19 protein-coding genes are annotated in these 21786 nt (G+C 55.7%); 10 read left to right on the top strand and 9 right to left on the bottom strand.

Annotated elements, in window-relative coordinates; all coding sequences use genetic code 11:
- Window positions 1–138: 138 nt before the first annotated feature.
- The 5 genes from alaS to mltB form a co-directional block, all read right to left on the bottom strand.
- A complete protein-coding gene (gene alaS / locus WM46_RS25530) occupies window positions 139–2769 on the bottom strand; it encodes an alanine--tRNA ligase (RefSeq protein ID WP_061075065.1) in 2631 nt (876 codons plus the stop codon).
- A 128-nt stretch (window positions 2770–2897) separates the two neighbouring features.
- Window positions 2898–3398, bottom strand: coding sequence for a recombination regulator RecX (gene recX / locus WM46_RS25525; protein ID WP_102603717.1), 501 nt, complete (start codon window positions 3396–3398; stop codon window positions 2898–2900).
- Between the two features lie 115 nt (window positions 3399–3513).
- Window positions 3514–4575, bottom strand: coding sequence for a recombinase RecA (gene recA / locus WM46_RS25520; RefSeq protein WP_102603716.1), 1062 nt, complete (start codon window positions 4573–4575; stop codon window positions 3514–3516).
- An 80-nt stretch (window positions 4576–4655) separates the two neighbouring features.
- Window positions 4656–5153 carry a nicotinamide-nucleotide amidase gene (gene pncC, locus WM46_RS25515; RefSeq protein WP_061075068.1) on the bottom strand — a complete coding sequence of 166 codons (498 nt, stop codon included), beginning with the start codon at window positions 5151–5153 and terminating at the stop codon, window positions 4656–4658.
- 143 nt (window positions 5154–5296) lie between these two features.
- The gene (mltB, locus tag WM46_RS25510) at window positions 5297–6376 is read right to left on the bottom strand and encodes a lytic murein transglycosylase B (RefSeq protein WP_187394428.1); all 1080 of its coding nucleotides are present in this window, start codon (window positions 6374–6376) and stop codon (window positions 5297–5299) included.
- A gap of 269 nt (window positions 6377–6645) precedes the next feature.
- On the opposite strand from mltB, the gene srlA reads away from it, so the two are divergent.
- The 7 genes from srlA to gutQ all read left to right on the top strand — a co-directional run bounded on the left by srlA (window position 6646) and on the right by gutQ (window position 11611).
- Window positions 6646–7209, top strand: a complete 564-nt coding sequence (srlA, locus tag WM46_RS25505; protein WP_042322680.1) for a PTS glucitol/sorbitol transporter subunit IIC — start codon at window positions 6646–6648, stop codon at window positions 7207–7209.
- Window positions 7206–8195, top strand: coding sequence for a PTS glucitol/sorbitol transporter subunit IIB (locus WM46_RS25500; protein WP_102603714.1), 990 nt, complete (start codon window positions 7206–7208; stop codon window positions 8193–8195). The genes srlA and WM46_RS25500 overlap by 4 nt, the downstream gene beginning before the upstream one ends.
- Before the next feature lie 11 nt (window positions 8196–8206).
- Window positions 8207–8569: a PTS glucitol/sorbitol transporter subunit IIA gene (gene srlB / locus WM46_RS25495; RefSeq protein ID WP_061075071.1), complete on the top strand. Its 363-nt coding sequence runs from the start codon at window positions 8207–8209 to the stop codon at window positions 8567–8569.
- 10 nt (window positions 8570–8579) lie between these two features.
- Window positions 8580–9359 carry a sorbitol-6-phosphate dehydrogenase gene (gene srlD / locus WM46_RS25490; RefSeq protein WP_061075072.1) on the top strand — a complete coding sequence of 260 codons (780 nt, stop codon included), beginning with the start codon at window positions 8580–8582 and terminating at the stop codon, window positions 9357–9359.
- A gap of 92 nt (window positions 9360–9451) precedes the next feature.
- Entirely contained in the window at window positions 9452–9811 is a 360-nt protein-coding gene (gutM, locus tag WM46_RS25485; RefSeq protein WP_102603713.1) for a transcriptional regulator GutM, read from the top strand.
- Between the two features lie 68 nt (window positions 9812–9879).
- Window positions 9880–10653, top strand: coding sequence for a DNA-binding transcriptional repressor (locus WM46_RS25480; protein WP_061075074.1), 774 nt, complete (start codon window positions 9880–9882; stop codon window positions 10651–10653).
- Complete coding sequence (gene gutQ, locus WM46_RS25475) at window positions 10646–11611, top strand: arabinose-5-phosphate isomerase GutQ (RefSeq protein WP_102603712.1); 966 nt, start codon at window positions 10646–10648, stop codon at window positions 11609–11611. The genes WM46_RS25480 and gutQ overlap by 8 nt, the downstream gene beginning before the upstream one ends.
- Here the strand turns inward: gutQ and norR are convergent.
- Complete coding sequence (norR, locus tag WM46_RS25470; RefSeq protein WP_102603711.1) at window positions 11608–13125, bottom strand: nitric oxide reductase transcriptional regulator NorR; 1518 nt, start codon at window positions 13123–13125, stop codon at window positions 11608–11610. The genes gutQ and norR overlap by 4 nt on opposite strands.
- Window positions 13126–13312: 187 nt before the next feature.
- On the opposite strand from norR, the gene norV reads away from it, so the two are divergent.
- Both norV and norW read left to right on the top strand, forming a co-directional pair.
- Window positions 13313–14761: an anaerobic nitric oxide reductase flavorubredoxin gene (gene norV / locus WM46_RS25465; RefSeq protein ID WP_102603710.1), complete on the top strand. Its 1449-nt coding sequence runs from the start codon at window positions 13313–13315 to the stop codon at window positions 14759–14761.
- Window positions 14758–15891 carry an NADH:flavorubredoxin reductase NorW gene (gene norW, locus WM46_RS25460; protein ID WP_102603709.1) on the top strand — a complete coding sequence of 378 codons (1134 nt, stop codon included), beginning with the start codon at window positions 14758–14760 and terminating at the stop codon, window positions 15889–15891. The genes norV and norW overlap by 4 nt, the downstream gene beginning before the upstream one ends.
- Before the next feature lie 115 nt (window positions 15892–16006).
- On the opposite strand, the gene hypF is transcribed toward norW, so the two are convergent.
- From hypF to WM46_RS25445, 3 genes are all read right to left on the bottom strand, one after another.
- On the bottom strand, window positions 16007–18247 hold the full coding sequence (hypF, locus tag WM46_RS25455; protein ID WP_102603708.1) for a carbamoyltransferase HypF: 2241 nt from the start codon (window positions 18245–18247) through the stop codon (window positions 16007–16009).
- Window positions 18248–18350: 103 nt separating this feature from the next.
- On the bottom strand, window positions 18351–18896 hold the full coding sequence (hydN, locus tag WM46_RS25450) for an electron transport protein HydN (protein WP_042999599.1): 546 nt from the start codon (window positions 18894–18896) through the stop codon (window positions 18351–18353).
- Window positions 18897–19042: 146 nt separating this feature from the next.
- Window positions 19043–20056 carry a LacI family DNA-binding transcriptional regulator gene (locus tag WM46_RS25445; protein WP_102603707.1) on the bottom strand — a complete coding sequence of 338 codons (1014 nt, stop codon included), beginning with the start codon at window positions 20054–20056 and terminating at the stop codon, window positions 19043–19045.
- Between the two features lie 265 nt (window positions 20057–20321).
- Here WM46_RS25445 and ascF point away from each other — a divergent pair, with 265 nt between their 5' ends.
- The gene (gene ascF / locus WM46_RS25440) at window positions 20322–21776 is read left to right on the top strand and encodes a PTS cellobiose/arbutin/salicin transporter subunit IIBC (protein ID WP_102603706.1); all 1455 of its coding nucleotides are present in this window, start codon (window positions 20322–20324) and stop codon (window positions 21774–21776) included.
- The last annotated feature ends 10 nt before the right edge of the window (window positions 21777–21786 follow it).

Below are 21786 nucleotides of genomic sequence, written 5' to 3'. Positions count from 1 at the left end.
GTAAGCAGTCACGGCATCACATTCTGTTAAACCTAAGTTTAGCCGATATACACAACTTCAACCTGACTTTATCGTTGTCGACAACGTTGATGCAAACGCCGCGGAATGCTTATCCACGGCATCGGCTAACGCTTATAGTTATTGCAATTTTGCGCTGACCCAGGCTTGCACACTGGCTAACGCCGCAGGCAGAGCAGAGGCGTCCGTACCACCAGCTTGCGCCATGTCCGGACGACCACCACCCTTACCGCCCACCTGCTGAGCGACCATACCTACCAGTTCCCCTGCTTTGACACGGTCGGTCACGTCCTTAGACACACCAGCAATCAGAGAAACCTTACCTTCAGCTGCCGTTGCCAGCACGATAATTGTCGACCCCAGTTGATTTTTCAGATCATCAACCATGGTGCGCAACATTTTCGGCTCAACACCCGTAAGCTCACTCACCAACAGCTTAACGCCATTGATATCAACCGCTTTGCTGGAAAGATTCGCACTTTCCTGCGCCGCAGCTTGTTCTTTCAACTGCTGAAGTTCTTTCTCAAGCTGACGAGTACGCTCCAGTACTGAACGTACCTTGTCGCCCAGATTCTGGCTATCGCCCTTCAACAGATGAGCAATATCGGTTAAGCGATCGCTTTCTGCATGCACAGTCGCAATGGCACCCTCACCGGTTACCGCTTCAATACGACGAACCCCGGCGGCGGTTCCGGACTCGGAGACAATACGGAACAGACCGATGTCACCGGTACGGCTGGCGTGCGTCCCGCCGCACAGCTCGGTAGAGAAATCGCCCATGCTCAGCACGCGAACACGTTCGTCATATTTCTCGCCGAACAGCGCCATTGCGCCTTTTGCTTTCGCCGCTTCCAGATCCATCACGTTGGTTTCAACCGGCAGGTTACGACGGATCTGCGCGTTCACCAGATCTTCAACCGCGCGGATTTCCGCCGGCTTCATCGCTTCATTATGCGAGAAGTCGAAACGCAGCATTTTGTCGTTAACCAGCGACCCTTTCTGCGCCACGTGCGTGCCCAGAATCTGGCGCAACGCCGCGTGCATCAAGTGCGTCGCGGAGTGGTTCAGACGAATACGCGCACGACGCGCCTCATCCACATCAGCCTGGACCGCGTCGCCCACTTTCAGAGAACCCGCAGACAGCTTGCCGAGGTGGCCAATTGCCTGACCATATTTTTGCGTGTCGCTTACGGCAAACGCAAAGCCTGCGCCTTTCAGTTCACCTTTATCGCCAACCTGACCACCGGATTCCGCATAGAATGGGGTTTGATCCAGTACGACAACGGCTTCCTGACCGGCACTGATCGCATCAACCGCTTTACCATCAACAAACAGCGCGGTCACTTTACCGTTCAGTTCCAGATGGTCGTAGCCTTTAAATTCAGAGGCGCTATCCACGCGAATCATCGCGTTATAGTCCGCACCAAAACCGCTGGCTTCGCGCGCGCGACGGCGCTGCTCTTCCATGGCGGCTTCAAAACCCGCTTCATCCACTTTGATGTTGCGCTCACGGCAAACGTCTGCCGTCAGGTCAACCGGGAAACCGTAGGTATCGTACAGACGGAATGCTGTTTCGCCATCCAGCGTATCGCCGGACAGTTTCGCCAGTTCTTCGTCCAGCAGCGCCAGGCCACGCTCCAGCGTACGGGCAAACTGCTCTTCTTCGGTTTTCAGCACTTGCTCAACCTGAGCCTGCTGACGCTTCAGTTCTTCGCCAGCCGATCCCATGACGTCAACCAGTGGACCCACCAGTTTGTAAAAGAAGGTCTCTTTCGCGCCCAGCATGTTGCCATGACGTACCGCACGACGAATGATACGACGCAGAACATAGCCACGGTTTTCGTTGGACGGAACCACGCCGTCGGCGATCAGGAACGCACAGGAACGAATGTGGTCCGCAATCACGCGCAGTGACTTGTTGCTCAGATCGGTCGCACCGGTCACTTTCGCTACCGCTTCAATCAGCGTACGGAACAGGTCAATTTCGTAGTTGGAGTTGACGTGTTGCAGCACAGCCGCAATACGCTCCAGACCCATACCGGTATCAACGGAAGGCTTAGGCAGCGGCTCCATCGTACCGTCAGCCTGACGGTTGAACTGCATAAAGACGATGTTCCAGATCTCAATGTAGCGATCGCCGTCTTCTTCCGGACTTCCCGGAGGGCCGCCCCAGATGTGATCGCCATGATCGTAGAAAATCTCGGTGCACGGGCCGCACGGACCGGTATCGCCCATCTGCCAGAAGTTGTCGGACGCATAGGCCGCACCTTTGTTATCACCGATGCGGATAATACGCTCGCGAGGAATACCGACTTCTTTTTCCCAGATTTCATAGGCTTCATCGTCTGTTTCGTAGACGGTCACCCACAGACGCTCTTTCGGCAGGGCAAACCAGTTTTCACCGGTCAGCAATTCCCACGCGTACTGGATTGCATCATGCTTGAAATAGTCGCCGAAGCTGAAGTTACCCAGCATTTCGAAGAAGGTATGGTGACGTGCAGTGTAACCAACGTTTTCCAGATCGTTGTGCTTACCACCCGCACGCACGCAGCGCTGGGATGTGGTTGCGCGGGAATAATTACGCTTGTCGAGCCCAAGGAAAACGTCCTTGAACTGGTTCATCCCGGCGTTGGTAAACAACAAAGTGGGGTCATTGTTTGGAACCAGGGAGCTGCTGGCAACTACCTGATGTCCCTTACTATGGAAAAAGTCGAGAAACGCCTGACGGATCTCAGCGGTGCTCTTGCTCATAATTATCCTGAAATCTTGCTAACGAAAAATCATTACCAGCAACAACTCTTGATTGACTGGGCCGCCGGCAACTGAAAAGTGGGAATAAGATAAGTTTTCTTTACGGGGAAGTAAAATCCCGTATGCGCTCAATCGTCAAAATTTCGCCATATTTGCTGGATATCTTCCATCAGATACCCGCGATAGAGCAAAAACCGCTGTACCTTAACCTTTTCTGAAAATGCGCCAGGCAGCGGTTCACCATATTTACGGCAGGCCTGGTCGCGTGCGAGGGCGCTCCAGTCAATTTCACATTCCCGCATCGCTTTTTCCGTCGATTCTCGGGCAATGCCCTTTTGATTCAACTCCTGGCGGATGCGCGCCGGACCATAGCCTTTACGACTGCGGCTGGCGATAAAGCGGGCGATAAACCGATCGTCATCGAGATACTGATGCTCGTAACACCAGGCGATCACCCGATCATAATCTTCCGCCGTCGCATCGTTCTCTTCCGGTCCATTTTTCCCCATCACCGGGGCGGCAAGTTTGCGTCGTAACTCTTGTTCACTGTGGTCACGAACCGCGAGGATACGAACTGCGCGATCTAACAGCCGGGAATACGCGGGTCGGCGCGGTGTGGGTTCACTCATAACAACCTTCGAAATCAGAAATGCAAAAAGGGCTGCATCAATGCAGCCCTTGAGTGTAATTCAACTTTTTGCCGGATGGCAGTTTTGCGTTATCCGGACGGACGACACCTGACGATTAAAAATCTTCGTTGGTTTCCGCAACACCTTCACCGTCATCAACAGCAAAGTCAGGTTTAGCATCCTGGTTATTGAGCAGCATTTCGCGAACTTTTTTCTCAATTTCCTTCGCGGTAGCCGGGTTGTCTTTCAGCCAGGCGGTTGCATTCGCTTTACCCTGACCAATTTTCTCGCCGTTGTAGCTATACCAGGCGCCTGCTTTCTCGATCAGCTTCTCTTTCACGCCCAGGTCGACCAGTTCGCCATAGAAGTTGATGCCTTCACCGTAAAGGATCTGGAATTCAGCCTGTTTAAACGGCGCCGCGATTTTGTTTTTCACTACCTTCACGCGGGTTTCGCTGCCCACCACGTTATCGCCCTCTTTCACCGCGCCAATACGGCGGATGTCCAGACGAACAGAGGCATAGAATTTCAGTGCGTTACCACCGGTCGTGGTTTCCGGGTTACCGAACATCACACCAATTTTCATACGGATCTGGTTGATGAAGATCAGCAGCGTGTTGGACTGCTTCAGGTTACCGGCCAGTTTACGCATCGCCTGGCTCATCATACGCGCCGCGAGGCCCATGTGAGAGTCACCGATTTCGCCTTCGATTTCCGCTTTCGGCGTCAGCGCCGCGACGGAGTCGACAACGATAACGTCGACGGCACCAGAACGCGCCAGTGCGTCACAGATTTCCAGCGCCTGTTCACCGGTGTCCGGCTGAGAACAGAGCAGATTGTCGATATCAACGCCCAGCTTACGTGCATAGATCGGGTCCAGCGCGTGTTCTGCATCGATAAACGCACAGGTTTTACCTTCGCGCTGCGCCGCGGCAATCACCTGCAGCGTCAGCGTGGTTTTACCGGATGATTCCGGCCCGTAGATTTCGACGATACGGCCCATCGGCAGGCCGCCTGCGCCCAGCGCGATATCCAGTGAAAGCGAACCCGTGGAGATCGTTTCCACATCCATAGAACGGTCTTCACCCAGGCGCATGATGGAGCCTTTACCGAATTGCTTTTCGATCTGGCCCAGCGCTGCCGCCAACGCTTTCTGTTTGTTTTCGTCGATAGCCATTAATTACTCCTGTCATGCCGGCTGAAACCGGATAGTGATTCTGTACTGTTGTCGCAATTATACTGTATGGTCATACAGTATCAAGTATTTTGTAGAAATTGTTGCCACAGGGTTTGCAGCGCATAAACCGTGGCTTGCCGACGCACCGCATCACGGTCGCCGTGAAAACATTCCCGACGGGTAATCCCTTCTCCGCGCACGCTGGCGAAGGCAAACCAGACGGTACCGACCGGTTTCTCTTCGCTGCCGCCATCCGGCCCGGCGATCCCGCTGATGGAAACCGCAAAATCGGCACGTGCCGCTTTCAGTGCGCCAATCGCCATCTCAACCACCACCGGTTCACTGACCGCGCCATGCTGCGCCAGCGTCTCTTCGCGCACGCCGATCATCTGCGATTTGGCTTCGTTACTGTAGGTGACAAAACCGCGCTCAAACCAGGCGGAGCTGCCGGCAACATCGGTAATGGCTTTCGCCACCCAACCGCCGGTGCAGGACTCTGCGGTGGTCACCGTCGCACCACGCGCTTTCAGCGCCAGCCCGACCTGTTCACTTAACTGCATCAGTTCACTGTCAGTCATATCAGCCTCTGTCAGTTAAAAAATATGCCGGACAAGATAACACTTTCCCAACGGAGATGGGGATGAGGTGACAATTTTACGAGGGGGATTCCGAAAAAACGAGTGAGGCCCAGGGAAGCCGAAGCGACCCTGGGTAAAAACCGTTATTGCACGCGCGCCAGCGCCACTGCCTGACCTAACTGCCACACCGCCATCGCGTAATGGGTGCTGTGGTTGTAGCGGGTAATGGCATAGAAGTTCGGCAAACCGTACCAGTACTGGTATCCGGTACCAATATCCAGACGCAGCAGGCTCACCTGCTGATGGTTGCCCAGCGGTTGTTGCGGCGTGAGTCCGGCGGCCGCCAGTTGAGGAAGGCTGTACTGCGTTTTAAAGCCATTCGCCAGTCCCGGGGCCTGACCGTTCGCCATCACCGCCACCGCGTCGCCTTTCACCCAACCGTGCGCTTTGAAGTAATTCGCCACGCTGCCGATAGCATCGACCGGATCCCACAGGTTGATATGGCCGTCGCCGTTGAAATCCACCGCGTATTCTTTATAGGACGACGGCATGAACTGTCCGTAACCCATCGCGCCGGCAAAGGAACCTTTCAAATCTAACGGATCATCCTGTTCGTTACGCGCCATCAGCAGGAACGTCTCCAGTTCGCCGGAGAAGTACTCCGCACGACGTGGATAGTTAAACGACAGCGTCGCCAGCGCATCCAGAATACGCGTTTTCCCCATCACGCGGCCCCAGCGGGTTTCCACGCCAATAATGCCCACGATGATCTCCGGCGGAACGCCGTAAACCTGCCAGGCGCGATTGAGCGCGTCTTCATACTGATTCCAGAACGCCACGCCGTTTTGCACATTATCCGGGGTAATGAACTGTTTGCGATAGCGCAGCCATGCGCCGTTAGGCCCGGCTGGTGGCTGCGTGGTCGGCGCCTGCCTGTCCATCAGACGCAAAACGTAATCCAGGCGCTTCGCCTGTGACAGGATCTCCTGCAACTGCTGACGATTAAAACCGTGCTTGTTCACCATCTTATCGATGAACTGCTGTGCATTCGGGTTGTTGGCAAAGTCGCCGCCCATCTGCATAACGTTGTGCTGGGGCTCAAGCAGGAAGCCGCCGGAAGGCGTCCCCGTTGTCGTTTGAGGCTCTTGAGGTTTCGGTTTGCTACTACAGGCAGCAAGTAACACAAACAGGGGAAGCAATGCTACATAACGACGCTTGAACATGAGACATCCATTAAACAGATTCAGCCAGAGAGAAGTATGGTAAAGCATCCCCCGCCATACAAGGAAGCGCCAGACGCGCTCCGTCACACAATTTACGTATCACTTCCCCTCGTTTGATCGTCAGTACATTCTTTCCTTTCTGCAAAAACTTTCAACTTAAAATATTTTACTTTCATTTTGAGATCAAAATAACACTTTTATTTCTTTCAATCTGATTAAAATAAGTCACCCATTCGCAAGATAACTAAAAATCCCTACAGGAGAGAACAATGATCGAAACCATTACACATGGAGCAGAGTGGTTCATCGGGCTGTTCCAGAAAGGTGGAGAGGTGTTTACCGGGATGGTCACCGGCATTCTTCCACTGCTGATCAGCCTGCTGGTCATCATGAATGCGCTGATCAACTTTATCGGCCAGCAGCGAATCGAACGCTTCGCCCAGCGCTGCGCCGGGAATCCGTTGTCCCGTTACCTGATTTTGCCTTTTATTGGCACGTTTGTGTTTTGTAACCCCATGACCCTGAGTCTGGGCCGCTTCATGCCAGAGAAATACAAGCCCAGCTACTACGCAGCCGCCTCTTACAGTTGTCACTCAATGAACGGCCTGTTCCCGCATATTAACCCTGGCGAACTGTTCGTTTACCTCGGCATTGCCAGCGGCCTGACCACGTTAGGTCTCCCGCTCGGGCCACTGGCCGTGAGCTATCTGCTGGTCGGTCTGGTCACCAACTTCTTTCGTGGCTGGGTCACGGACCTCACAACCTCCATCTTTGAGAAAAAGATGGGTATCCAACTTGAGCAGAAAGTCCACCTTGCAGGAGCAGCATCATGACGCGCATTCGTATTGAACGAGGAACTGGCGGCTGGGGTGGCCCGTTAGAGCTGGACGTGACCGCCGGTAAGAAAATTGTCTACATCACCGCAGGCACACGCCCGGCGATTGTCGACAAACTGGCGCAGTTAACCGGCTGGCAGGCCGTCGATGGCTTTAAAGAGGGTGAACCGCCAGAAGACGAAATTGGCGTCGCCATCATTGACTGTGGCGGGACGCTGCGCTGCGGCATCTATCCCAAACGCCGTATCCCGACCGTGAACATTCACTCAACCGGAAAATCCGGGCCGCTGGCCCAGTATATCGTTGAAGACATTTATGTCTCTGGCGTCAGGGAAGACAACATCACCGTCATCGGCGACGCGTCTGCTGCGCCACAGCCGCAGCCGCAATCACAACCAACAAACTCCACCGCCGGGCGTGATTACGACACCAGCAAAAAGATCACCGAACAGAGCGATGGCCTGCTGGCAAAAGTCGGCATGGGGATGGGCTCTGCGGTGGCCGTGCTGTTCCAGTCCGGTCGCGACACCATCGATACGGTTCTGAAAACCATTCTACCGTTCATGGCATTCGTCTCGGCACTGATCGGCATCATCATGGCCTCAGGTCTTGGCGACTGGATCGCCCACGGTCTGGCGCCGCTTGCCAGCCATCCGCTGGGTCTGGTGACACTGGCGCTGATCTGTTCGTTCCCGCTGCTGTCGCCATTCCTTGGCCCTGGCGCGGTCATTGCGCAGGTTATCGGCGTCCTGATCGGCGTGCAAATTGGCCTGGGCAACATCCCGCCGCATCTGGCGCTGCCCGCCCTGTTTGCCATTAACGCTCAGGCAGCCTGTGACTTTATCCCGGTCGGTCTGTCGCTGGCAGAAGCCCGTCAGGACACCGTTCGCGTCGGCGTGCCGTCGGTATTGGTGAGCCGCTTCCTCACGGGGGCGCCTACCGTTCTCATCGCCTGGTTTGTTTCCGGCTTTATTTATCAATAAGAGGTTTCGACATGACCGTTATTTATCAGACCACCATCACCCGTATCGGCCAGAGCGCACCGGATGCGCTCTGCGACCAGATGCTGATTACCTTTCGTGAAGGCGCGCCTGCGGATATCGAGGAATTTTGCTTTATCCATTGTCATGGCGAACTGAACGGTACGCTGCAACCCGGCGCGCAGTTCGAACTGGGTCAGCATCGTTATCCGGTCACCGCCGTCGGCAGCGTGGCCGAGCAGAATTTACGTGAACTGGGGCATATCACCCTGCGCTTCGACGGACAGAGCGAAGCAGAATTTCCCGGCACCGTGCACGTCGCGGGGCCTGTACCGGACGACATCGCACCGGGCTGTATTTTGAAGTTTGTCGCTTAAGGAGAGAAAAATGAATCAGGTTGCCGTTGTCATTGGTGGAGGACAGACCCTGGGGGCATTCCTTTGCCGTGGGCTTGCAGCAGAAGGGTATCGCGTTGCGGTGGTGGACATTCAGAGTGATAAAGCCGCGAACACCGCACAGGAGATTAACGCGGAATTTGGCGAAGGCATGGCTTACGGTTTTGGCGCCGACGCCACCAGCGAACAGAGCGTACTCGCGCTCTCTCGCGGTGTAGATGAAATCTTTGGCCGCGTGGATCTGCTGGTTTACAGCGCAGGTATCGCTAAAGCAGCATTTATCAGTGACTTCCAGCTCGGCGATTTTGACCGCTCGCTGCAGGTGAATCTGGTGGGCTATTTCCTCTGCGCACGTGAATTCTCCCGTCTGATGATCCGCGATGGTATTCAGGGACGTATTATTCAGATCAACTCCAAGTCCGGTAAAGTGGGCAGCAAACACAACTCCGGCTACAGCGCGGCGAAGTTTGGCGGCGTGGGGTTAACGCAGTCGCTGGCGCTGGATCTGGCGGAATATGGCATTACCGTGCATTCGCTGATGCTCGGCAACCTGTTAAAGTCACCGATGTTCCAGTCGTTGCTGCCGCAGTACGCCACCAAGCTGGGTATCGAGCCAGACGAAGTGGAGCAGTATTACATTGATAAGGTTCCGCTGAAGCGCGGCTGCGACTATCAGGATGTGCTGAACATGCTGTTATTCTATGCCAGCCAGAAAGCGTCGTACTGCACCGGACAGTCAATCAACGTTACCGGTGGACAGGTCATGTTTTAATGGGTGTCGCCCGGTAGCGCTACGCGTACCGGGCCTACCCGCAGTCCGGAAAAGGTGAAACCGTCGTCCGGCGAAATAAAAGGAGCAACAATATGGTATCCGCACTCGTTACTGTCGCCGTCATTGCCTGGTGTGCACAACTGGCGCTGGGATACTGGCAAATATCGCGCTTTAACAACGCGTTTGACCTGCTTTGCCAGCAGGGACGCGTCGGCGTGGGGCGTTCAGGAGGACGTTTTAAACCGCGCGTCGTTGTCGCCGTTGCTGTCGATGACAATCAGCGAGTCACTGATACTTTGTTTATGAAAGGTCTCACCGTATTCGCCAGACCAGGCAAAATCGCCACCATTCAGGGCAAACATCTTAATGAATTACAGCCTGATGTGATCTTTCCCCATGATCCGTTATCGCAGAATGCACTATCATTGGCGCTTAGTCTGAAACATGGGTAATTTCGTTGTGAATACTAATAGCTTTCGAAATTATCATTTCGCAAATTTAATTCAGGGTAATTACGCCAATGAAACCTCGTCAGCGTCAGGCCGCTATTCTTGAGCATCTGCAAAAGCAGGGGAAATGCTCAGTAGAAGAACTGGCCCAGTACTTTGACACCACGGGCACAACCATTCGCAAAGACCTTGTCGTTCTGGAAAATGCCGAAACCGTCATTCGTACCTATGGCGGCGTGATGTTAAACAAAGAGGAGTCCGATCCGCCTATCGATCACAAAACGCTGATCAATACGCTCAAGAAGGAACGTATTGCTGAAGCGGCCGTCCGCTTTATCCATGATGGCGATTCCATCATTCTGGACGCCGGGAGTACCGTGCTACAAATGGTGCCGATGCTTACCCGCTTTAGCAATATCACCGTCATGACCAACAGCCTGCACATTGTCAACGCGCTGTCCGAGTTAGACAACGAACAAACCATCCTGATGCCAGGCGGAACCTTCCGTAAAAAATCGGCCTCATTTCACGGACAACTCGCGGAAAACGCCTTTGAGCAGTTCAGTTTTGATAAACTTTTCATGGGTACCGACGGTATTGATCTCAGTGCCGGCGTGACCACCTTTAATGAGGTTTACACCGTCAGCAAAGCGATGTGCAACGCCGCTCGCGAAGTCATTCTGATGGCGGACTCATCAAAGTTTGGCCGCAAGAGTCCGAATGTTGTGTGCAGTCTGGAAAGCGTCGACAAACTGATTACCGACGCGGGTATTGATCCCGCATTTCGTCAGGCGCTGGAAGAGAAAGGGATTACCGTTATCATAACCGGAGAAACCAATGAGTGATGCACTACTGAACGCGGGCCGTCAGACGTTAATGCTGGAATTACAGGAAGCAAGCCGTCTGCCGGAACGTCTGGGCGATGATTTTATCCGCGCCGCCAATACCATTATCTACTGTGAAGGCAAAGTGATTGTCTCGGGTATCGGCAAATCGGGCCATATTGGTAAGAAAATCGCCGCGACGCTCGCCAGTACCGGCACCCCGGCCTTTTTTATTCACCCTGCCGAAGCGCTGCATGGCGATCTGGGGATGATCGAAAGCCGCGACGTGATGTTGTTTATCTCCTATTCCGGCGGCGCAAAAGAGCTGGATCTCATTATCCCGCGTCTGGAAGATAAATCCATCGCCCTGCTGGCAATGACCGGCAAACCCAATTCACCGCTGGGCCTGGCGGCGAAAGCCGTTCTGGATATCTCCGTTGAGCGCGAAGCCTGCCCGATGCACCTGGCGCCAACCTCCAGTACCGTCAATACCCTGATGATGGGCGACGCGCTGGCCATGGCGGTCATGCAGGCTCGCGGCTTCAATGAAGAGGATTTTGCCCGCTCGCATCCGGCCGGTGCGTTGGGCGCGCGTTTGCTCAATAAAGTGCATCACCTGATGCGCCGTGACGACGCTGTCCCGCAGGTTCAACTTGCCACCAGCGTAATGGACGCGATGCTGGAATTAAGCCGTACCGGTCTGGGTCTGGTCGCCGTTTGCAACGCCCAGATGCAGGTGAAAGGCGTCTTTACCGATGGCGACCTGCGTCGCTGGCTGGTTGGCGGCGGCGCGCTCACCACGCCGGTCTGTGAAGCGATGACCCACAACGGCATCACCCTGCAGGCAGAAAGCCGGGCGATTGACGCCAAAGAGATCCTGATGAAGCGCAAAATCACCGCCGCGCCGGTGGTGGATGAAACCGGTAAGCTCACCGGCGCCATCAACCTGCAGGATTTCTATCAGGCCGGGATCCTCTAATCTTTCAGCCCCAGACGCTTCGCCAGCCGGTGCAGGTTGGCGACGTCCGTTTCAAGCGCCCGCGCGCTGGCCGCCCAGTTGTGATTATGTTGCGCCAGCGCCTGGCGAATAATCTCTCGCTGGAACGCCTCCGTCGCATCGCGCAGATTGTGATTGCGCGGTAAATCCGCTGTCACCTCCGGCTGCGGCGTCATGGCCTCCTCCTGCAACGCGAAATGCTTCGTTTCCAGTACCACTTCGTCTCCGGATCGGGTCGCGCGCGCCAGCACCACCGCCCGATGAATCGCATGTTCCAATTCACGCACGTTACCCGGCCAGCCGTAATTCAGTAGATGGCTACGTGCCCCTGGACTGAGCACCACGCGGGAAAGCCCCAGTCGCAGTCGACACTGCTCGCAAAAATAGCCTGCCAGTAGCACCACATCCTCACCGCGCTCACGTAACGGAGGGACGGAAAGCGGGAACACGCTCAGGCGATGGAACAAATCGGCACGAAAACGCCCCGCCAGCACCTCTTCGCGTAGATCGCGATTGGTTGCGGCCAGCACGCGCACATCCACGCGCAGGCTGCGGTCATCGCCAACGCGCTGAATATCGCCGTACTGCAATACACGCAGCAGTTTGGCCTGCAGCGCCAGCGACAGTTCACCAATTTCGTCGAGAAACAGCGTGCCGTTATCGGCCATTTCAAACTTGCCGCTACGGTTGCTGATGGCTCCGGTAAACGCCCCTTTCACATGACCAAACAGCTCGCTCTCCGCCACGCTTTCCGGCAGCGCGGCGCAGTTCAGATAGACCAGTGGGTTGACCGCGCGAGGTGAACCTTCGTGAATCGCCTTCGCTACCAGTTCTTTCCCGGTACCGGTTTCGCCGCTGATTAATACGTTGAGATCGGAGCCTGCCACAATCTCGATCTCTTTTTTCAGCTGCATCATGTTCGGCGAGAGACCAATCATCTGCGTCTCTTTTACCTGTTCGAAATCGGTACTCGACCCCGGCAGCATATTCTGACTTTCCAGCTGTTCAATCAGCAGCGCATTGCTCAATGCACCAGCCGCCAGCGCGGCGATGAGCCGTAACTCCTCATCGCTGAAAACATCAAACTGATCCGGCGCCATGCCGTCGAGGGTCAGCGCACCGATCAGGTTCTGCCCGGCAAAAAGCGGCAACCCAATACAGGCGTGCACTTTCAGACTCTCCTGCCCTGGGATCAACCCGTCATACGGATCGGGCAGATCGCTGTCTGCCGGAAAGCGCACCACGTCCCCGGCGCGGGCGATGGCCTCCAGTCGGGGATGCCCTTCCAGGGTAAAACGCCTGCCGAGCACATCGCGTGCGAGACCGTCAATCGCCAGCGGGATAAACTGGCGCGCCTCATAGCGCAGCAGCGCAGAAGCGTCGCATTCCAGCACCTGGCGCAGCGTGGTAATCAGACGTTGAAAACGATCCTGATGACCCACCCCGCGCTGTAATTCAATGGCGATACCCGCCAGCACATCAACAGAAAAACTCATGCGGTCCTCACTGTCATTTTGACAATCCATACTGTCATATTGACTGTGTTATGAGTAGTCTTTTTGACTACCATTTAATGGGTATAAAATTTTAAATCAATATAAATCAAATAGATAAAAAGTTGGCACGCGACCTGCAATAAGCGAAACAACTTATTTGAACAACGCTGAATGAATTGAGGTTGCTATGTCTATTCTGGTTAAAAATAATATCCATTGGGTTGGCCAACGTGACTGGGAAGTGCGTGATTTCCACGGAACCGAATACAAAACGCTGCGCGGCAGCAGCTACAACAGCTATCTCATCCGTGAAGAAAAAAATGTCCTGATCGATACCGTCGATCATAAATTCAGCCGTGAATTCGTGCAAAACCTGCGTAATGAAATTGACCTCGCAGACATCGATTACATCATTATCAACCATGCGGAAGAAGATCACGCCGGGGCGCTGACCGAGCTGATGGCGCAGATCCCGGACACCCCTATCTACTGCACCGCCAATGCGATTGACTCGATTACCGGTCACCACCACCATCCGGAGTGGAATTTTAACGTCGTGAAAACCGGCGACACGCTGGATATTGGTAACGGTAAGCAGTTGATCTTCGTGGAAACCCCGATGCTGCACTGGCCGGACAGCATGATGACCTACATGACCGGCGATGCCGTCCTGTTCAGTAATGACGCTTTTGGTCAGCACTACTGCGACGAACGCCTGTTTAACGATGAAGTGGATCAAACCGAACTGTTCGAACAGTGCCAGCGCTACTACGCCAACATCCTGACGCCGTTCAGCCGTCTGGTGACGCCAAAAATTACCGAAATCCTCGGCTTCAATCTGCCGGTCGATATGATTGCCACCTCACACGGCGTGGTCTGGCGCGATAATCCGACCCAGATTGTTGAGCTGTATCTGAAATGGGCAGCGGACTATCAGGAAGATCGCATCACTATTTTCTACGACACCATGTCCAATAACACCCGCATGATGGCGGATGCGATTGCTCAGGGAATTAACGAAGTCGATCCGAACGTAGCGGTGAAAATTTTTAACGTCGCCCGCAGTGATAAAAACGAAATCCTGACCAACGTTTTCCGCTCTAAAGGCGTGCTGGTCGGCACCTCCACAATGAACAACGTGATGATGCCGAAAATCGCCGGTCTGGTGGAAGAGATGACCGGGCTGCGTTTTCGTAACAAACGCGCCAGCGCTTTTGGCTCCCACGGCTGGAGCGGCGGAGCGGTCGACCGCTTATCCACCCGTTTACAGGATGCCGGTTTTGAAATGTCGTTGAGCCTGAAGGCCAAATGGCGCCCGGACCTGGATGCGCTGGAACTGTGCCGCCAGCATGGTCGCGAAATCGCGCGTCAGTGGGCGCTCGCGCCGTTGCCGGAAGCGACAGTGAAAGCGACAACCAAAGAAGAAGCATGCGCCTGCGCCGCCGCAGCGGCAGCCGACCTCGGCCCGAGCATGCAGTGCAGCGTATGCCAGTGGATTTACGATCCGGCAAAAGGTGAACCGTTGCAGGACGTCGCCCCAGGTACGCCGTGGAGCGATGTGCCGGACAACTTCCTGTGTCCGGAATGTTCCTTAGGCAAAGACGTCTTCGACGTGCTGGCAACGGAGGCAAAATGAACCGGGGAATTGTCATCATTGGTTCGGGCTTCGCCGCCCGCCAGTTAGTCAAAAACATTCGCAAGCAGGACGCGGATGTCCCGTTAACCCTGATTGCAGCTGACAGCATGGATGAGTACAACAAGCCCGATCTCAGTCATGTGATAAGCCAGGCGCAGCACGCCGATGACCTCACCCGTCAGTCGGCGGGAGAGTTTGCTGAACAATATGCTCTGCGTCTCTTTCCACACACCTGGGTCACCGACATTGATGCCGATGCCCACGTGGTGAAAAGCCAGGACAAGCAGTGGCAGTACGACAAACTGGTGCTGGCCACGGGTGCGGCGGCCTTTGTTCCTCCGATAGCAGGACGTGAGTTAATGCTCACATTGAACAGCCAGCAGGAATACCGCGCCTGTGAGACACAACTGCGCGACGCCCAACGGGTGCTGATCGTCGGCGGCGGGTTGATTGGAACCGAACTGGCGATGGATTTCTGCCGCGCCGGTAAAGCGGTCACGCTGATTGATAACGCCGCCAGCCTTCTCGCTTCGCTGATGCCGCCAGAAGTGAGCAGTCGCTTACAGCATCGTCTTACCGATATGGGCGTGCACCTGTTGCTGAAATCACAGTTGCAGGGGCTGGAGAAAACCGCATCCGGTATTCGTGCAACGTTCGATCGCGAGCGCAGCATCGACGTCGATGCGGTGATTGCCGCCACCGGCCTGCGCCCGGAAACCGCGCTGGCGCGTCGCGCCGGTGTAACCATTAATCGCGGCGTTTGCGTCGACAGTTACCTGCAAACCAGCAACCCGGATATTTATGCTCTTGGCGACTGCGCGGAGATCAACGGCCAGGTACTGCCGTTCCTGCAGCCGATTCAGCTCAGCGCGATGTACCTGGCGAAAAATCTGCTCGGCGGCAACGCGCCGCTAAAGTTGCCCGCCATGTTAGTCAAAATAAAAACGCCGGAACTGCCGCTGCACCTGGCTGGCGAAACCCAGCGTCGCGATCTGAACTGGCACATTGCGGCAGAATCTGACGGGATGGTAGCCAAAGGGATGAACGGTGAAGGACAGATCTGCGCCTTCGTGGTGAGTGAAGACAGAATGAAGGAGGCTTTCGCCCTGCTGAAAACGCTGCCTCTGTAGGCCGGATAAGACGCTCTGCGTCGCCATCCGGCGATATCGCCACTGATTGATTAACCTCATGCACACGGATGTGCGATATTGCTTGTCGTTTCGCCCCGCCAGTCCCGGGGCTTTTTTATGCTTCCGCCATCCCACGCGCCGCGGCAATCACCCCCTGTCCCAGCGACAGTCCGCCGTCGCCGGCCGGTAACTGCTGCGGGAACAACAGCGTGAAATCCGCCAGATAGTAAGCCAGTCGCGCCGACAGTAACCGGTTGTGCATCACTCCACCGCTGAACACCAGCGTGTCGATGCCACGCGCCGTGGCCTGTTTGCGCAGCATCGTGGCAAACCCATGCGCCAGCGCATCGTGGAAAGCCCATGCGCGTTCAGCGGGCGTTGCCTGCCAGTTCAGCCACTGCGACCAGAAGGTCGCCAGATCCAGTTGATGCCCCGCCAGCGGTAGCGTCACTGGATGTTTAACACCCGCGCATTGCGACGCCAATGCCTCCAACGCGCAGGCCGCTTCGCCTTCATAGCTGAGCGATTCTGGCGCACAGTTCAACGCGGCGGCAACCGCATCGAACAGACGCCCACAGGACGAGGCCAGCGGTGCGTTAATCCCGCGCTCAATCGCTCGTGCCAGCACGTTCCAGTTCTGTCGCTGTAGGTATTGCGTTTCCGGATAGTGCTGCCAGTCCGGCACAAAGCGCAGACACTGCGCTAACAGGTTGCGCCAGGGTTGCTTCGCGGCGAGATCGCCACCGACGAGCGCCACAGCGGACAGTCCACCAAGATGTTCACACTCACGGTAGTTCACCCGCAGACACTCTCCGCCCCATAACGCGCCCGCTTCGCCCATTCCGATGCCGTCCAGCGTCAGGGCGATAACATCGCCACCATCCAGCGGCCAGCCGTGCTCGGCCAGACAGGCGGCGGCATGAGCATGATGATGCAACACGATCTCCGTCGGCAGGTTCATCTCGCTGGCCCACAGGCTGGAGACATACCCCGGATGGGCATCGCGAACAAGGCGTTGTGGCGTGAAGTCATAGATAGTCTGGATTAACCGCAGCGCGTCACGCCACTGATGTTGGATCCCGTCGTCGCTGAGATCGCCAAGATGCTGGCTGATCACCGCCTGCTCACCGCGCACCAGGCAGAAGGTGTTTTTCAGATCCGCCCCCAGACAGAGTATCGGCGGTATATGGTGAAACCCCGGCGGTAACGCCAGCGCATCCGGGACATATCCCCGCGAGCGACGCAGCATTTCACCGCTTTCACGCACCACGGAATCGTCCATGCGCTGCACGATGTCACGATTGTGCAGCAGGAAACCCTCGGCAATGTCCTGTAAATCCTCAAGCGCCTGTTCGTTGCTGATGGCCGGCGGTTTACCGCTGAGATTACCGGAGGTCATCACCAGCGGGCACTTCAGTGCCTGGAGCAACAGGTGCTGGAGCGGATTGGCGGGCAACATCACGCCGACTTCCGTCAATCCTGGGGCAATACCGTCACACAGCGAGGAGACATGTTGCTTATCCACCAGCACAATCGGGGCCGCAGGCGTTTTCAGCAGTCGGGTTGCCGCCTCCGGCAGACCCGACGCATCAGGTAGCATTACCGCCAGTGGTTTTGCCGGACGGCGCTTACGCGCACGAAGCCGCGCCACGGCATCGCTGTTTCGCGCATCGCAGGCCAGATGAAACCCGCCGATACCCTTAACAGCGACAATGCCCCCGACCTTCAGCATTTCCACCGCAGCCTGCAATGCCGCCTCTTTTTCCGCCAGGTGTCCGCCGCTCAACCAGCTCAGATGCGGACCACACGCCGGACAAGCCACCGGCTGGGCGTGAAAACGTCGGTCATAAGGATCGCGATACTCGTTGTCGCATTGCGGGCAGAGCGGAAATGACGCCATCACGGTAAACGGACGATCGTAGGGCATCGCCCGGATAATGGTAAAACGCGGGCCGCAATGGGTGCAGTTGATAAAGGGATAGCGATAACGCCGCTCTCCGGGCGTATTCATTTCGGCAAGACATTCCGGGCACGTCGCGGCATCGGGCACAATCTGGGTGTTCATCGTGCCGCCCGCACTCTGGCGAATGCTGAATTCAGTGGGCAGTTGCGCCCAGCGAAAAGGCTCACTCTCCACGCTGTCGATACGCGCCAATGGCGGACAGTGGGCATGCAGTTCACGGATAAACAGCGCGGGATCTTCCAGCAATCGAACCACCACGCCATCGCCGTCATTACAGACGTCGCCATGCAACTGAAGCTGCTGCGCCAGTTGCCAGACGAAGGGACGAAAGCCGACGCCCTGAACTTTGCCGCGAATACGGAGCTGTACGCCGGAAGGGGTATTTGTTGCCATTGAGTCATTCTCGCCATCATCATTCCCGGAAACGTATTTTACGAAAATTTCCGGGAATTCCCTTGATGCCAGCGCGTTTCCTGAGTGATTTTTGCGGCAGGAATCAGAAAAGCAAAGAAGCGGAAGAATCCAGCGCCGCGCGACGACGCTTTTCTGCGCTGAGTTGTTCGAGCTTATTACGGTCAACGCAAATCAGGGCATGCGTCGGACAGGCTTCCATACAGGCCGGACCGGCATCGCGGTGATAACAGAGATCGCACTTATTAGCTTCCGCCTTTTCCGCCCGTACGTTCAGGCCTGCACCGCTGTTACGCACAACCGGACGCACCACGACTTCCATTGCGCCATACGGGCAGGCCACCACGCAGGTTTTGCAGCCAATGCAACGTTCCTGCATGACATGAACAAAACCTTTATCACGGCTGATGGCACCGTTCGGGCAGACGTTCGCACACGGCGCGTCCTCACACTGGCGGCACAGCGTCGCCGTCGAGACATTCACACCTTTAATCACATGGATGCGAGGTAAAAAGGTTTCAGGGGTCAGTGACGCGCAGTCCTGGTTTTCCTGATGGGAGACCACGCAGGCCACTTCACAGGTACGGCAACCAATGCACTTATTGGCGTCTGCAATGATGAAACGGTTCATCAAATTCTCCAGCAATGACAGATAATGTGCCGAAGCATTCACAAATCATGCCAGTTTTTATCTTGCTGTAATTTAACGATATTTAAAAAAAAGAGGGTGACCGTTATGGTGTCATCGTCACGAATGACGATGACGGGTGACAATTTTTACTGCGCCGCGATCGATGTAACGGAATCACGGCGAATCAACGTGCCGGTGAAGCTTTTCGGTGGCGTAAACGCCCCGCCGTCCAGCATGAAAATGAGTCGACCAATGGTTTCCTGAATCATCTCCGTCACCGGAATTTTGACGCTGGAGAGCGCCGGTATGGTGTAGGGCGCCATTGCGATATCGTCAAAACCAATCACCGACACCTGCGATGGCACGGCTAACCCTTTGTCATGCAATTGCTTGATGGCTCCAATCGCCATGTCGTCATTGCTGGCCACCAGCGCGCTGAACGTCACGTCGCGAGAAAGCAGCGCATCCACCCCTGCGGCACCGCAGGCTGGCGTCCATTTGCCTTTGACGATCAGGTCGTCATTGACGGCAATGCCGTGTCGGGTCAGCGCCTCTTTGTACCCCGACAGGCGTTCAACCCCGGTGGGGGAGTCCATCGAACCGGTGATAAAGGCAATCTGCTGATGGCCTGCGGCAATCAGTTCCGCCACGGCGTTAAAACTGGTCTGCTTTTGATCGCACCAGACGCAGTGGCTGCTGTTTTTCCGTAACCGGCGGTTAAGCACCATAATCGGCTGCGAGTGGCTGTCGATTATTTTATCGATCTCATCCACGCTGAGAAAACGCGGATAAATCATGATCGCGTCGCAACGCAAATCCAGCAGATACTGAATCGCCTGGCGCTCCTCTTGCGCGCTGTGCTTACCATCGGCAAGCAGAAGCTGACGGCCCTGATCTTCCGCCATCCGCGCGGTATGAAACAGCAATTCGCTAAAATAGACGCCGTGGTAGAGGGTGTTAGTCACCACCAGCCCCAGCGTCTGACTGGTTTTCGCCGCAAGGCTACGCGCCAGCAGGTTAGGCCGATAACCACTCTCTTCAATCGCCTGAAATACGCGATCCTTCGTTTCCTGGCTGACGTAGCCATTCCCTGAAAGCACCCTGGAGACCGTCGCCTTCGATACCCCGGCCCGCTGCGCTACCTCCAGCATCGTCGTCATAAGTTTTCTTCCTTTTCTCGCAATGAGATGCAGTGTACTTCACCGCCGCGTGGTTGTCCCTGATGCTAAATCACACCAGAAAACCATAAGTGATTTAAATCACATTTCACGAAAATAGATAAAATTAAACATTGCCTGACTAACATAAACTATTCATGATTTTGTGGAACCGGTTTCTCATTGGCGTTTCATCACCGACGATCGCTCAGGCGAATGTGCGGCAAAAATAAAACGTACCCTACTGATAAAACAGGATAAAAATCCTATGTCCAAGAATTATGCAGCGCTGGCGCGCTCCGTGGTGACGGCTCTGGGCGGCGTCGACAACATCACCGCAGTGACACACTGCATGACGCGTCTGCGTTTCGTTGTGAAAGATGACACGCGGGTCGACAGTGCCACACTCAAAACCCTCAGCGGCGTACTCGGCGTCGTTCGCAACGACAACCAGTGCCAGGTGATCATCGGCAATACCGTCTCCCAGGCGTATCGTGAAGTCGTCAACTTGCTGCCGGGCGATATGCAACCCGCCGAGCCCGTTGGCAAACCCGGGCTGACGCTCAGACGTATTGGCGCGGGTATCCTCGATGCGCTGATCGGCACCATGTCGCCGCTGATCCCGGCGATTATCGGCGGATCGATGCTCAAACTGTTGGCAATGATCCTTGAAATGACCGGCGTACTGGAAAAAGGCTCCTCCACGTTAACGATCCTGACCGTGATCGGCGATGGCGCCTTCTTCTTCCTGCCGTTAATGGTGGCGGCCTCGGCGGCGATTAAATTCAAAACCAACATGTCGCTGGCGATTGCCATTGCCGGGGTGCTGGTGCATCCAAGCTTTATCGACCTGATGGCGAAAGCGGCACAGGGCGAACACGTTGAATTCGCGCTGATTCCGGTCACCGCGGTGAAATACACCTATACGGTTATTCCGGCGCTGGTCATGACCTGGTGTCTGTCGTACATCGAACGCTGGGTGGATCGCATTACGCCCGCGGTCACCAAAAACTTCCTGAAACCGATGCTGATCGTGTTGATCGCCGCACCGCTGGCCATCGTCCTGATTGGGCCGATTGGCATCTGGATCGGTAGCGCGATTTCCGCGCTGGTCTATACCATTCACGGTTATCTCGGCTGGCTCTCTGTCGCCATTATGGGCGCGCTGTGGCCGCTGCTGGTGATGACCGGGATGCACCGCGTCTTTACGCCAACCATCATTCAGACCATTGCCGAAACGGGCAAAGAAGGGATGGTCATGCCGTCCGAAATTGGTGCCAACCTGTCGCTCGGCGGCTCCTCGCTGGCGGTAGCCTGGAAAACGAAAAACCCGGAACTGCGCCAGACTGCGCTGGCAGCGGCGGCCTCGGCCATCATGGCGGGGATTTCGGAACCCGCGCTCTACGGTGTGGCGGTACGCCTGAAACGTCCGCTGATCGCCAGCCTGATCAGCGGCTTCATCTGTGGTGCCGTCGCCGGAATGGCCGGACTCGCCAGCCACTCAATGGCGGCGCCGGGCCTGTTTACCAGCGTTCAGTTCTTCGACCCGGCCAATCCCATGACCATTGTCTGGGTGTTCGGCGTCATGGCGCTGGCGGTGGTGTTGTCGTTTGTTCTGACGCTGCTGCTGGGCTTTGAGGATATTCCCGTCGAGGATGCTGCCGCACAGGCACGAAAAAACCAGGCTGCACAACCGTCTACGGTAAAAGGCGCCAGCGTCTGACTGTTATTCA

Source organism: Citrobacter freundii complex sp. CFNIH2, from assembly GCF_002880615.1.
Classification (GTDB): domain Bacteria; phylum Pseudomonadota; class Gammaproteobacteria; order Enterobacterales; family Enterobacteriaceae; genus Citrobacter_A; species Citrobacter_A amalonaticus_F.
The sequence above is the reverse complement of the archived record's forward strand: the minus strand, read 5'-3'. Positions and strand labels throughout refer to the sequence as shown.

What these genes read in the sequence shown, in the direction of transcription:
- alaS (WP_061075065.1), bottom strand. Translation starts at nt 2,769, where the DNA reads ATGAGCAAGAGCACCGCTGAGATCCGTCAGGCGTTTCTCGACTTTTTC.
- recX (WP_102603717.1), bottom strand. Translation starts at nt 3,398, where the DNA reads ATGAGTGAACCCACACCGCGCCGACCCGCGTATTCCCGGCTGTTAGAT.
- recA (WP_102603716.1), bottom strand. Translation starts at nt 4,575, where the DNA reads ATGGCTATCGACGAAAACAAACAGAAAGCGTTGGCGGCAGCGCTGGGC.
- pncC (WP_061075068.1), bottom strand. Translation starts at nt 5,153, where the DNA reads ATGACTGACAGTGAACTGATGCAGTTAAGTGAACAGGTCGGGCTGGCG.
- mltB (WP_187394428.1), bottom strand. Translation starts at nt 6,376, where the DNA reads ATGTTCAAGCGTCGTTATGTAGCATTGCTTCCCCTGTTTGTGTTACTT.
- srlA (WP_042322680.1), top strand. Translation starts at nt 6,646, where the DNA reads ATGATCGAAACCATTACACATGGAGCAGAGTGGTTCATCGGGCTGTTC.
- WM46_RS25500 (WP_102603714.1), top strand. Translation starts at nt 7,206, where the DNA reads ATGACGCGCATTCGTATTGAACGAGGAACTGGCGGCTGGGGTGGCCCG.
- srlB (WP_061075071.1), top strand. Translation starts at nt 8,207, where the DNA reads ATGACCGTTATTTATCAGACCACCATCACCCGTATCGGCCAGAGCGCA.
- srlD (WP_061075072.1), top strand. Translation starts at nt 8,580, where the DNA reads ATGAATCAGGTTGCCGTTGTCATTGGTGGAGGACAGACCCTGGGGGCA.
- gutM (WP_102603713.1), top strand. Translation starts at nt 9,452, where the DNA reads ATGGTATCCGCACTCGTTACTGTCGCCGTCATTGCCTGGTGTGCACAA.
- WM46_RS25480 (WP_061075074.1), top strand. Translation starts at nt 9,880, where the DNA reads ATGAAACCTCGTCAGCGTCAGGCCGCTATTCTTGAGCATCTGCAAAAG.
- gutQ (WP_102603712.1), top strand. Translation starts at nt 10,646, where the DNA reads ATGAGTGATGCACTACTGAACGCGGGCCGTCAGACGTTAATGCTGGAA.
- norR (WP_102603711.1), bottom strand. Translation starts at nt 13,125, where the DNA reads ATGAGTTTTTCTGTTGATGTGCTGGCGGGTATCGCCATTGAATTACAG.
- norV (WP_102603710.1), top strand. Translation starts at nt 13,313, where the DNA reads ATGTCTATTCTGGTTAAAAATAATATCCATTGGGTTGGCCAACGTGAC.
- norW (WP_102603709.1), top strand. Translation starts at nt 14,758, where the DNA reads ATGAACCGGGGAATTGTCATCATTGGTTCGGGCTTCGCCGCCCGCCAG.
- hypF (WP_102603708.1), bottom strand. Translation starts at nt 18,247, where the DNA reads ATGGCAACAAATACCCCTTCCGGCGTACAGCTCCGTATTCGCGGCAAA.
- hydN (WP_042999599.1), bottom strand. Translation starts at nt 18,896, where the DNA reads ATGAACCGTTTCATCATTGCAGACGCCAATAAGTGCATTGGTTGCCGT.
- WM46_RS25445 (WP_102603707.1), bottom strand. Translation starts at nt 20,056, where the DNA reads ATGACGACGATGCTGGAGGTAGCGCAGCGGGCCGGGGTATCGAAGGCG.
- ascF (WP_102603706.1), top strand. Translation starts at nt 20,322, where the DNA reads ATGTCCAAGAATTATGCAGCGCTGGCGCGCTCCGTGGTGACGGCTCTG.